This window comes from Methylobacillus sp. MM3, from assembly GCF_001645185.1.
Classification (GTDB): domain Bacteria; phylum Pseudomonadota; class Gammaproteobacteria; order Burkholderiales; family Methylophilaceae; genus MM2.
The window spans coordinates 43,669-54,976 of the sequence record NZ_LXTQ01000050.1; the positions used below are offsets into that span (position 1 = coordinate 43,669).

At 60.7% G+C, this 11,308-nt stretch carries 9 protein-coding genes; 8 read left to right on the forward strand and 1 reads right to left on the reverse strand.

Annotation, left to right across the window (positions count from 1 at the left end; translation table 11 throughout):
- The gene (locus A7976_RS12110; RefSeq protein ID WP_205633514.1) at positions 1–2,379 is read right to left on the reverse strand and encodes a TonB-dependent receptor; all 2,379 of its coding nucleotides are present in this window, start codon (positions 2,377–2,379) and stop codon (positions 1–3) included.
- Between the two features lie 141 nt (positions 2,380–2,520).
- Between A7976_RS12110 and A7976_RS12115 the strand changes: the two genes are divergently transcribed.
- The 8 genes from A7976_RS12115 (at position 2,521) to A7976_RS12145 (ending at position 11,294) form a co-directional block, all read left to right on the forward strand.
- Complete coding sequence (locus A7976_RS12115) at positions 2,521–3,807, forward strand: ATP-binding protein (protein ID WP_067112223.1); 1,287 nt, start codon at positions 2,521–2,523, stop codon at positions 3,805–3,807.
- Positions 3,804–4,352, forward strand: a complete 549-nt coding sequence (locus A7976_RS12120) for a response regulator transcription factor (RefSeq protein WP_067112226.1) — start codon at positions 3,804–3,806, stop codon at positions 4,350–4,352. The genes A7976_RS12115 and A7976_RS12120 overlap by 4 nt, the downstream gene beginning before the upstream one ends.
- Positions 4,353–4,573: 221 nt before the next feature.
- Entirely contained in the window at positions 4,574–4,717 is a 144-nt protein-coding gene (cydP, locus tag A7976_RS15210) for a cytochrome oxidase putative small subunit CydP (RefSeq protein WP_165601741.1), read from the forward strand.
- A gap of 15 nt (positions 4,718–4,732) precedes the next feature.
- Complete coding sequence (locus tag A7976_RS12125) at positions 4,733–6,286, forward strand: cytochrome ubiquinol oxidase subunit I (protein WP_067112229.1); 1,554 nt, start codon at positions 4,733–4,735, stop codon at positions 6,284–6,286.
- A 10-nt stretch (positions 6,287–6,296) separates the two neighbouring features.
- The gene (cydB, locus tag A7976_RS12130) at positions 6,297–7,439 is read left to right on the forward strand and encodes a cytochrome d ubiquinol oxidase subunit II (protein WP_067112231.1); all 1,143 of its coding nucleotides are present in this window, start codon (positions 6,297–6,299) and stop codon (positions 7,437–7,439) included.
- 9 nt (positions 7,440–7,448) lie between these two features.
- A complete protein-coding gene (cydX, locus tag A7976_RS12135; RefSeq protein WP_067112234.1) occupies positions 7,449–7,556 on the forward strand; it encodes a cytochrome bd-I oxidase subunit CydX in 108 nt (35 codons plus the stop codon).
- Complete coding sequence (locus tag A7976_RS12140; protein ID WP_067112237.1) at positions 7,540–10,158, forward strand: cation-translocating P-type ATPase; 2,619 nt, start codon at positions 7,540–7,542, stop codon at positions 10,156–10,158. Before cydX ends, A7976_RS12140 begins: the two co-directional genes overlap by 17 nt.
- Positions 10,159–10,259: 101 nt before the next feature.
- Positions 10,260–11,294 carry an MBL fold metallo-hydrolase gene (locus A7976_RS12145; protein ID WP_205633515.1) on the forward strand — a complete coding sequence of 345 codons (1,035 nt, stop codon included), beginning with the start codon at positions 10,260–10,262 and terminating at the stop codon, positions 11,292–11,294.
- The last annotated feature ends 14 nt before the right edge of the window (positions 11,295–11,308 follow it).

Below are 11,308 nucleotides of genomic sequence, written 5' to 3' on the forward strand. Positions count from 1 at the left end.
TCAATAATCGAACTTCATCTGCAAATAGACCGTTCGCTGCGGATAAGGGTGGAAAACATAGGATTTGTAATTGTTCAGATTATCGACTCCCAGCGCCGCCGTCCACCGCTGGGAAAAATTGTATGTTGCTCGCGCATCCACCACAAAAATCTTGCTGGCGCCGCCGAAGGTATCAGGGTTGATATCACTGTTGTCCAGGGCATTGTATTGCCTGCCGCTATATCGTGCGGCCAGGCTGTAGGTGATGTTGCTCCCCTGATGATAGGTGGCTACGGCCTTGATCATCGTGCGCGGAATGCGGGGAGGTTTGTTGCCTTCCGTCGCGGGCGCGGCTTCGTTGCTTAACACTTCCGCTTCGGTAAAGGTTGCATTCGCCTGCAAGTCCAGGCCATGCATCAGCACATCCTGCCATTGCGTTGCCAGTTCGATGCCGCGCGTGCGGATATGATCGACGTTCTGCACGAAGCTGCAGCCTGCCGCCCGGGTGCACGTGCCGGTATCGTAGGGAATCGCGCTGCCGCTGGCGAGGGTTTGCGAAATCAGCGCGTCATGCTTGTTTTCATGAAAAAGGCTGGCACGGATCAGGCCGCGGGCAAATCGCCGCTCGGCGGTAAACTCGCCCGCGATCACCTCTTCCGGCTTCAGGTCGGGGTTACTCTGCACGAAGTAAGCGGTCGCCCCGTTCTGCAAGGGCTGATACAGCTCGTTCACGGTGGGGAAGCGGTACGCCTGCCCCAACGCGGCCCGGAATCCCCAGGCAGGCTGTGGCTCGAAACTGAGCGAAACCTTGGGCGAGAAGCGTGTTTCCGACTTGTCCGCATAGTCAGCGGTACGCAGTGTGCCGGAAATCATTGTTTGATTGCGCCCGCGATCAGATTGCCAATGCTCTGCGCGGCCACCTAATGTCAGCGCCCACTCGGGCGCCAATTGCCATTTGTCTTGGGCATAGAATGCCTGCGTCCGGGTCTCGCCCCGCGCGGATGCATTCAGCGAGCCTTTGTTGCCGACCGACCAGTCATTTGTATTGTGCGTCGTGCTGCGCAGCTCATAGTCATCGATATGGTAGCCAAGATCAATTGTGTGGTCCTGCGGACGCAGGGTTGCGCGGGCGTCGAATACCGTCCAGCCGGTACCCTCCAGATCGGTCACGCGCCCGATGCGAGTGAGATAAGGATTCCCTGCCGTCACCGATCCTGTCGCAGACGGATTGGCACTACTACTTTTATCTTTCTGATAATCGTAATCGGATAAGGTCAGTTCCCAATCAAAAAACCCCTTGGTATTCGATTTCACATCCAAAGCCTGCATGATGTGCAACGCCTCGGATTCCGCCGGATTCATGCCGGAAATATCGTATCGGGCACCGTTGAAATTCACGCGGCCGTTATACACCGTAGCGCCGCTGGCGTCCTTGATATAACTTTGCACATCGGTACGGCTGTCCATATCCCACACTGCCAAGGTATAAGCGGCCCTGATGGCTGGTGCCAGATCATAGCTTGCCTTGAATTTGATATTGGTCTGCTCGGTATCGTCTATGCTGTTGGCGCCGAAAACGATACGATCGGCACCGGTCTCGCTCTTGTCGCGGTACGCGCCGGTGACTATCGGGCTGCCGCCGGGAGCGATGCCAGAAAGCGTGGCAGTCGAGAAATTCATCGGCTGCCCTTCGTTTTCCAGCCGGTCTATGCCCAGACGGAACGCGAAATCGCCGACTCGGTCACCCACCGAAGCGGTGGCATGACGGCCCTCATAGCCCTCGTCAGTGCCATAAAGCTCGAAATTCTGGCGGAACATCTGCGCGCTGGCATGGGATTCGAATCGTTCCGGCATACGCGTGTAGATGCTCATCACGCCGCCGAACGAATTTCCCGCATACAGCGCGGAGAAAGGACCGTACATCATGCTGATACTTTCGATCTCCTCCGGACTGACCACGCCCCAGCGCGGCGGAAACGCAAAAGAGTTGCCCAGCAGGTTGGAAAGCAGAATCCCATCTGCATACACCATGCTTTGCGCGCTGGACAGCGTGCCTATGGTACGCGAGGCGATGATGCCGTTACGGTCGCCGATGTAGCGCTCGCGCACCTGGATGCTGGGCAGATATTTCAAGGTTTGCGCGGCTGTTGTCGCATTAATGGTTTCCTCGATCTGCGCCCTGTCATAGGTTTCCACGGTAGCAGGATGCTTGGCGATCCGGCTATCGGTCGGCGTAGCCGTTACCTCCACTTCATCAGTCACAACATCAGCATCATTGTCCTTATGTGCCGCGTGCAGCGGCAAAGCAACCATCGCCAGCAGCCACAATGCATGCTTGTGATTTATCCGGAAATGATTACGCTCACCGAATGCATGCAAGCCTTTGATCTTGTCTATCATGAAGCACTTCCAAGTTTGCTGACAGTTGCATGTTATGTGATCACGGAGCATCACAAAATGCGACACGTTGTCGCACCGCGCATCCCCCCGCGGCGAATTGCCGCATTTCCTCAGCCTGCCGGGGAGGATTAGAATCGCAGCATGACTCATCCGCCCTATTCGTCACCCACCGCCGCCATCAAGAATCTGCTGCGGATTTTCGTGCTGCGCAACGTGGTGATCGCTTTCCTGTGCTCCATCGCGCTGGCGCTGGTGTATTTCGACATTCCCATCACGCTGATGCCCATCGTCGCCTCCATCGGCGCCATGCTACTGCTCAACGGCTGGACGTGGCTGCGGCTGCGAAGTTACGCCCAGGTTCGCGACGGTGAGCTGTTCGCGCAGCTTCTCGGCGACATCGCGGCGCTGACCCTTTTGTTCTACTTTACCGGCGGCTACAGCAATCCGCTGGTATGGATGTATCTGCTGCCGCTGGCCGTGGCCGCCGTCGCGCTGCCGGCACGCTACGCCTGGCTGATGGCCGGGCTGGCGGTGGCGTGCTATTCCATGCTGGTTTTTTTCTATGTTCCGCTTTCGCATCTACACGCAAACGATCTGGAAGGCGTCGGTCTCGACACCCATCTCGCTGGCATGTGGCTGGGTTTTATCGTCAGTGCCCTGCTGGTGGCCGGATTTGTTTCGCGTATCGGGCAGAATTTGCGCGAAAACGACCGGCTGATCGCCGAAGCGCGCGAACAAGTACTTGAAAGTGAGCGCATGCTGGCATTGGGCGCCCTGGCAGCCGCCACTGCGCACGAACTCGGCACCCCGCTCGCGACCATGGCGGTCCTGGCCGGGGAACTCGGCGACGAGCACGCCGGCAATCCGGCGCTGGCGCAGGATCTCGCGTTGCTTCGCCAGCAGATCGGCCGCTGCAAGGAAATTTTGTCATCCCTTGCCGCCTCCGCGGGACAAATGCGCGGCGAGGGCGCGAGCAGTATCGCACTCGACGACTTTTTGAACGAAACCCTGCAACGCTGGCGCGACACGCGGCCGGCGCTGCAATTCGATTGTCAATTGCAAGGCGTGACTCCGGCTCCGCGCATCGCCGCCGACCGCACCCTCGGCCAGGCTCTGGTCAATCTGCTCGACAACGCCGCCGACGCCTCGCCCGAGCGCATCGAAATGCACGGCGGCTGGAATGCCGTCGAATTGCGGATCGACATCCGCGATTTCGGCAGCGGGCTCACCCCGGAAATCGCCGCACGCGCCGGCACGCCTTTCTTTACCACCAAACAGGAAAAAGGCATGGGCATCGGTCTCTATCTGGCACGCACCATCCTCGGCCGCCACGGCGGCGATGTGAATCTGGAAAGCCATGCGCAGGGCGGCACGCTTACCCGTATCCGGCTGCCGCTGACGAGACTTGAAGTGGAGCCACAATCATGAATGCCGAGAATGCCACTCTGCCCAGCCTGCTGCTGGCGGACGACGACGAGACCTTCTGCGAAGTCATGGCCCGTGCGCTGCGCCGGCGCGGCTTCGAAGTCACGGTAGCGCACGACGCCGCCTCCGCCGCGCACATCGCCGAAGCCGATCCGCCGGAATACGCACTGGTCGATCTCAAGATGCCCGGCGAATCGGGGTTGGCATTGGTGCGCCGCCTGAACGCCATCGAGCCCGCGACGCGCATCGTCGTACTCACCGGCTATGCCAGCATCTCCACGGCCGTCGAGGCCATCAAGCTCGGCGCCACGCACTATCTCGCCAAGCCGGTGGATGCAGACGATGTCGTCGCGGCATTCAACCGCGACCAGGGTGACGAAACGATTTCTGTCGCCGCCAATCCGTTGTCGGTGGACAGGCTGGAGTGGGAACACATCCAGCGCGTGCTGGCCGAGCACGAGGGCAATATCTCCGCCACAGCCCGCGCCCTCAACATGCACCGCCGCACCTTGCAACGCAAATTGCTGAAGCGCCCGCCGCGGCCCTAGCGCCAGTTCATCGGGCCGATGCGACAACATGCCGCATTCCGGCGACGGCATCGCACCGCTAGAATGAAATCTCCAGGGTTTGCCCACATTCGCCCACCCCGGCCGGACCCGAATGTCGTGCGCTTTCTCTCTCCCGAGCGGCGGGGCAAACCCTGATTCTTTCCAGCCAACTTTGCTACACTGTCGCCATGTCGCCATCGCCGTCCTCATCGCGTAAACGGATGCTCGCCCTGAAGTGGGAAATCATTCTGGTGCTCATCGCCAAAGGGGTACTGCTGTATACGATCTGGGCGCTCTGGTTCGACCAGCCGATGCCCAGGGAGGATCGCGCAGGAAACGTGACCCGCGTCATTCTGAACAAATAACAAGCAAGGACCTGCATGCTGCCTTCCGCCGAAGTCGTTGACCTTTCCCGCCTGCAATTCGGGGCCACTGCGCTTTACCACTTTCTGTTCGTGCCGCTGACGCTGGGGCTGTCGTGGATACTGGTGATCATGGAGTCGGTGTATGTGATGACCGGCAAGCAGGTCTACAAGGACATGACCCGCTTCTGGGGCAAACTGTTCGGCATCAACTTCGCGATGGGCGTGACCACCGGCATCACGCTGGAATTCCAGTTTGGCACCAACTGGGCGTATTACTCGCACTATGTCGGCGACATCTTCGGCGCGCCGCTCGCCATCGAAGGGCTGATGGCGTTCTTCCTCGAATCGACCTTTGTCGGGCTGTTTTTCTTCGGCTGGGATCGTCTATCCAAGCAAAAGCACCTGATGGTGACCTTCCTGGTCGCGATCGGCTCCAACCTCTCCGCGCTGTGGATTTTGATCGCCAACGGCTGGATGCAGAACCCGGTGGGCGCGGAATTCAACCTCGAAACCATGCGCATGGAAATGACCAATTTCGCAGCGCTGATCTTCAATCCGGTGGCGCAGGTCAAGTTCGTCCACACCGTGGCGGCGGGCTACGTGACGGCCTCGATGTTCGTGCTCGGGATTTCCAGCTGGTATTTGCTGAAGAAGCGCGATACCGGCTTCGCGCTGCGCTCGATTGCGGTCGCTTCCGGCTTCGGTCTCGCTTCGATTCTTTCCGTGATCGTCCTCGGCGACGAATCCGGCTATACCACCGGCGAAGTGCAGAAAGTGAAGCTGGCCGCCATCGAAGCCGAATGGCATACCGAGGAAGCCCCAGCCGCGTTTACGCTGATCGGCCTGCCCAACCAGGAAATGGAGCGCACCGACTATGCGGTCAAGATCCCTTACGTGCTGGGCCTGATCGCGACACGCTCCATCGACGAGAAAGTCATCGGCATCGTCGATATCAAGAAGGAGAATGAGCAACGTATCCGCGACGGCATGCTGGCCTACGATGCGCTGACGAAGATCAAGTCCGGCGATACCGGTGCGCAGGCAGCTTTCGATGAGCACAAGGAGCACCTCGGTTATGGCCTGCTATTGAAAAAATACACGCCCAACGTGACCGATGCCACCGAAGAGCAGATCAAGCTCGCCGCCAATGACACCATCCCGCGCGTATTCCCGCTGTTCTGGTCTTTCCGCATCATGGTCGGGCTGGGCATTCTGTTCCTGTTCATCTTTGCCGCCACGTTCTATTACAGCGCGCGCCGTCAGATTGCGGAAAAACCCTGGCTGTTGAAACTGGCCGTCGTCGCGATTCCGCTGCCGTGGCTGGCCGCCGAGCTGGGCTGGTTCGTCGCAGAATACGGCCGTCAGCCGTGGACAATTTCCGGCATCCTGCCGACACGGCTTTCCAGTTCCTCGCTTTCCACCGGCGATCTCTATTTCAGCCTGGCCGGCTTCCTCGGTTTCTACACGCTGCTGCTAATCATTGAGCTGTATTTGATGTTCAAGTATGCGCGCCTCGGGCCTTCCAGCCTGCATACCGGCAAATACCATTTCGAACGCGCAGCGGCGTAAGGGGAATACGATGTTTTTCGACTACGAAACACTCAAGCTTATCTGGTGGCTGTTCATCGGCGTGCTGCTGATCGGCTTCGCCGTGACCGACGGGTTCGACATGGGCGTTGCCGCCTGGCTGCCTTTTCTCGGCAAAAACGACGACGAGCGCCGCGTCATCATCAATACCGTCGGTGCCACCTGGGAGGGCAACCAGACCTGGCTCATCACCGCTGCCGGCGCGATTTTTGCCGCATGGCCGCTGGCCTACGCCGCCGCTTTCTCGGGGTTGTATATCGCGCTGTTGCTGGTGCTGTTCGCGCTGTTCTTCCGCCCGGTCGGTTTCGATTACCGCAGCAAGCTCGCCGATCCGCGCTGGCGCAACGCCTGGGACTGGGCGCTGTTCATTGGCGGCGCAGTGCCGGCACTGGTGTTCGGCATCGCTTTCGGCAACCTGCTGCTGGGCCTGCCTTTCCATTTCGACGACACCATGCGCTCGTTCTACACCGGCAGTTTCTGGGCGCTGCTCAATCCGTTCGCATTATTGGCGGGCGTGGTCAGCCTGTCGATGCTGATGATGCACGGTGCGATTTACCTCGAACTGCGCACCGACGGCGCAGTCCAGCAGCGCGCACGCAAAGCCGCGCTGTATGCCGGTGCGGTATGCGCCGCCGCTTTCGCGCTGGCCGGCATCTGGCTGGCGCTGGGTATCGACGGTTTCCGTATCCTCACGATGCCGGAGGCCAACAGCGCCTTCAATCCGCTGGCCAAGACGGTCGAAAAAGCCGCCGGTGCATGGTTGGGCAATTACCGGACTTATCCGTGGATGACGGCCGCGCCGGCCGCCGCGTTTGCCGGCATCGCGCTGGCCTTGTGGCAAGGCCGCGCGGGACGACAATTCGTCGCGTTCTTTTTCAGTTCCGTGGCTTTGGCCGGCATTATCCTGACGGCCGGGTTCTCGATGTTCCCCTTCGTCATGCCGTCCGCCACCGACCCCAACAGCAGCCTGACGCTATGGGACGCGGCCTCCAGCCAGAAGACGCTGGGCATCATGCTGATCGTGACGCTCATCTTCCTGCCGCTGATCATGGTTTACACTTCCTGGGTGTATCGCGTGATGCGCGGCAAGGTCACGATACAATCCATTCAAGACAACACGCATACTGCCTATTAGGAGCTCGTCATGTGGTATTTCGCCTGGATACTTGGCTTGGGGTTAGCCGTCGCCTTCGGCGTCATCAATGTGATGTGGCTGGAAGCCGAACAGCCCTTCGATGACTCCATCGCCTGACAAGCTCTGGCACAGCCTGCATCATGAGGATGTCGCCCGACACCTCGATACCAATCTTGCGCACGGCCTGACCGCCGCCGAAGCCGCCAGCCGGCTGGAGCAGCACGGGCCTAACGCGCTGCCGGAAGGCAAACGGCGCACCCCGCTGCGCATCTTTCTCTCGCAATTCGCCGATGTGATGATCCTCGTGCTGCTGGCCGCGGCGGTCGTGTCGATGTTCGTCGGCGAAGCGCAGGACACGCTCGCCATCGTCGTCATCGTCACCCTCAACGCCGTCATCGGCTTCGTGCAGGAGTACCGCACCGAGCGCGCCATTGCTGCGCTGCGCCAGATGTCCTCGCCTTCCATCCGCGTGCGGCGCGGCGGCGAGATCGCCACGCTGCCCTCGCATGAAATCGTCCCTGGAGACGTGGTGTTTCTAGAAGCAGGCAATATTGTTCCCGCCGATGTTCGCCTCGCGGAAACCGCACACCTGCGCATCGCCGAGGCCGCCTTGACCGGCGAATCGCATCCGGTGGAAAAGGCGATGCATAAACTGGAAACCGTAGAACTGCCGCTGGGCGACCGCAGCAACATGGCCTACAAAGGCACGACGGTCACTTACGGGCGCGGCAGCGGCATCGTCGTCGCGACCGGCCTGGGTACGGAACTGGGCAAGATCGCGACGCTGCTTTCCGGCGCGGAAGAAGGCAAAACGCCGTTGCAAAAACGACTGGCGAGTTTCGGCAGCCGCCTTGCATTCGCAGTGCTCGCCATCTGCGTGATCGTCTTCACGGCCGGGTTGATCCGCGGTGAATCGCCGCTGCTGATGTTCATGACGGCGATCAGTCTTGCCGTCGCAGCCATTCCCGAAGCATTGCCGGCGGTGATCGCGGTGTCGCTCGCGCTCGGGGCCTATCGCATGGTCGGGCAGAAAGCGCTCGTGCGACGCCTGCCGGCGGTCGAGACGCTGGGCTCCATCACTTATATCTGCTCCGACAAGACCGGCACGCTGACGCAGAACCGCATGCATGCCGAAGCCTTTTTCGCGAACGGCACCGACCAGCCGAATCCGGATCAAGCGTTGTGGCGCAGCCTGTTCGAAGCGCTCGCGCTCAACAGCGATGCGACGCTGGGAAAATCCGGCCATGCCTCCGGCGACCCGACGGAAATCGCGTTGCTGGAGACCGCGCTCGAACACGGCGCAGACCGGGCAGTACTGGAAACTGCACAGCCACGGACAGCCGAAGTTCCGTTCGATTCTGAGCGCAAGCGCATGACCACGCTACATCGGCAGGAAACCGGTTATATCGCCTACTCCAAGGGCGCGCCGGAGAGCATCCTGCAGTGCTGCGCCAGCCAGCTTGGAAGCGAGGGCGTCGCTCCGCTGCAAAGCGACAAATGGCAGGCAGAGGCCGAAGCCATGGCGCAATCCGGGCTGCGCGTCATCGCCGTCGCGATGCGCAGCATGGATGCTTTGCCGGAACCGCTGGCCGACGCCGAGCGCGACCTGACACTGCTGGGCCTCGTCGGCCTGATGGATCCGCCGCGCCGCGAAGCGCATCATGCCGTCGCCGAGTGCAAGGCCGCCGGCATCACGCCGGTGATGATTACCGGCGATCATCCCGCGACTGCCATCGCCATCGCGCATCGCCTGGGCATCGTTGAAAATGGCGAAGCTGCCGTGCTCACCGGCTCCGACTTGGGTGTGCTGTCAGATGACGACTTGCGCCTGCGCGTCGAAACCGTCCGCGTCTACGCCCGCGTCGACCCGGCGCAGAAAATCCGTATCGTCGATGCACTGCAAGCCAACGGCGAGTTCGTGGCGATGACCGGCGACGGCGTCAATGACGCGCCTGCGCTCAAGTCCTCGGACATCGGCGTGGCGATGGGCAAGGGCGGCACCGACGTGGCACGCGAGTCGGCGCATATGATCCTGCTGGACGACAACTTCGCCACCATCGTGCATGCGGTGCGCGAAGGCCGGCGCATCTTCGACAACATCCGCAAGTTCATCAAATACGGCATGACCAGCAACGCCGGCGAAATCTGGGTGATCCTGCTCGCGCCGTTTCTCGGCCTGCCCATCCCGCTGCTGCCGATTCATATTCTATGGATCAACCTCGTCACCGATGGCCTGCCCGGCATCACGCTCGCCGTCGAGCCGGCCGAACGCCATGTGATGCAGCGCCCGCCGCGCCCGCCGCAGGAAAGCATTTTTGCGCACGGAATGTGGCAGCATATCGTATGGGTCGGCCTGCTGATGGGCGGAATTACCCTGCTGACGCAAGCCTGGGCGATCAACCAGGAGGGTGCACATTGGCAAAGCATGGTGTTCACCGTGCTGACGCTGTCGCAACTCGGCCATGTGCTCGCCGTGCGCTCCGAGCGCGAATCCATCTTTACGCTGGGGCTCTTTTCCAACCGGTCGCTGCTATTCGTGCTGATCGGCACCATCGCGCTGCAGATGGCGACGCTTTACGTGCCGGCGCTCAATCCGATCTTCCGCACCGAACCGCTCACGGCATCGGAGCTGGCCGCCTGCTTCGCCATCTCCAGCATTGTCTTCTGGGGAGTAGAAGCCGAAAAATGGCTGATGCGACGCGGCTGGCTGTATCGCTGACAGCACAGCTCTTCGCTAGCGTTCTCGTTCGATTCGGTTCACACTGCAATTCTGGGCCGCATGCTCAATAAGCACCCTACCGACGGCCGAAAGGGGGTATCGTGAATATTCGATTTCCGCTCCTGATCATGAGCCTGTTATGCCTGCTCGCCGCAGGCTGCAGCACGGCCCAGGCTCCTCCCGAAAAATCCGGCCTCTCCTCTCCCGCCTTCCGCATTACCGTACTGTACGACGCGTTCGGCAAATCTTCGGCAATGAAGAAAGACTGGGGATATGCCGCGCTGATCGAATACCAGGGCAAGCGCATCCTGTTTGATACGGGCAATGACGCGGGAGTGCTGGAACAGAACGCCAAGGCCAGCGGCGTCGACCTCAGCCGACTGGATTTTGTGGTGATGTCGCACCGGCACGGCGACCATATGGGCGGCATGAGCTATCTGTTGCGCGTCAACCCCAGGGTCATGATCTATGCACCCAAGGAAGGGTTTGGGGTCTACGGCGCCGATCTGCCCAGCAGCTTTTATCGCAAGGATGACTCGCTGCCGCGGGAGCAGCGCTATTTCGACGGTGCACCGCCTAAAGTCATGCGCTTCGGTTCCGCCTGGCCGAACGCGCGCTTCACGCTGATCGATCATGACACCGAGATTGTGTCGGGCATCCACCTGATCGCGCTGGTCTCAGACAAGCCCGGCACGCTGGAACTGCGCGAGCTTTCGCTTGCCATCGAGACGCCCGCAGGCATGGTACTGGTCGTCGGCTGCGCGCATCCCGGCATTGACCGCATCGTCGCCGCCGCGACTCGCATCGATACCCATATCCTGCTGGTTGCGGGTGGGCTGCATCTGGTGGTCGCGCAAGATCCCGAAATCGAACGCATCGTCCGCGCGCTCCACGATACTTATCAGGTGGGTTTCATCGCCCCGGGTCATTGCACCGGAGAAGCGACCTTCAAGGCGCTGCTGCGCGCCTTTGGCAACCGGGATATTTATGCCGGGCTGGGCACTCGCATCACCCTCGGCAATTTGCCCCATCGGTCAAAGATGCGAGCGCATCTGGATGCCGCCGACTTGCTGAGCTATCGCAAACTATTGCGTGAACACGACGAAGAGCAGCAGCACGTCGCGCAACGAAACTGACACCCGGAGACAGG

Excerpts from the sequence above, each read along its gene's own strand:
- A7976_RS12110 (WP_205633514.1), bottom strand. The coding sequence starts at position 2,379 with ATGATAGACAAGATCAAAGGCTTGCATGCATTCGGTGAGCGTAATCAT.
- A7976_RS12115 (WP_067112223.1), top strand. The coding sequence starts at position 2,521 with ATGACTCATCCGCCCTATTCGTCACCCACCGCCGCCATCAAGAATCTG.
- A7976_RS12120 (WP_067112226.1), top strand. The coding sequence starts at position 3,804 with ATGAATGCCGAGAATGCCACTCTGCCCAGCCTGCTGCTGGCGGACGAC.
- cydP (WP_165601741.1), top strand. The coding sequence starts at position 4,574 with ATGCTCGCCCTGAAGTGGGAAATCATTCTGGTGCTCATCGCCAAAGGG.
- A7976_RS12125 (WP_067112229.1), top strand. The coding sequence starts at position 4,733 with ATGCTGCCTTCCGCCGAAGTCGTTGACCTTTCCCGCCTGCAATTCGGG.
- cydB (WP_067112231.1), top strand. The coding sequence starts at position 6,297 with ATGTTTTTCGACTACGAAACACTCAAGCTTATCTGGTGGCTGTTCATC.
- cydX (WP_067112234.1), top strand. The coding sequence starts at position 7,449 with ATGTGGTATTTCGCCTGGATACTTGGCTTGGGGTTAGCCGTCGCCTTC.
- A7976_RS12140 (WP_067112237.1), top strand. The coding sequence starts at position 7,540 with ATGACTCCATCGCCTGACAAGCTCTGGCACAGCCTGCATCATGAGGAT.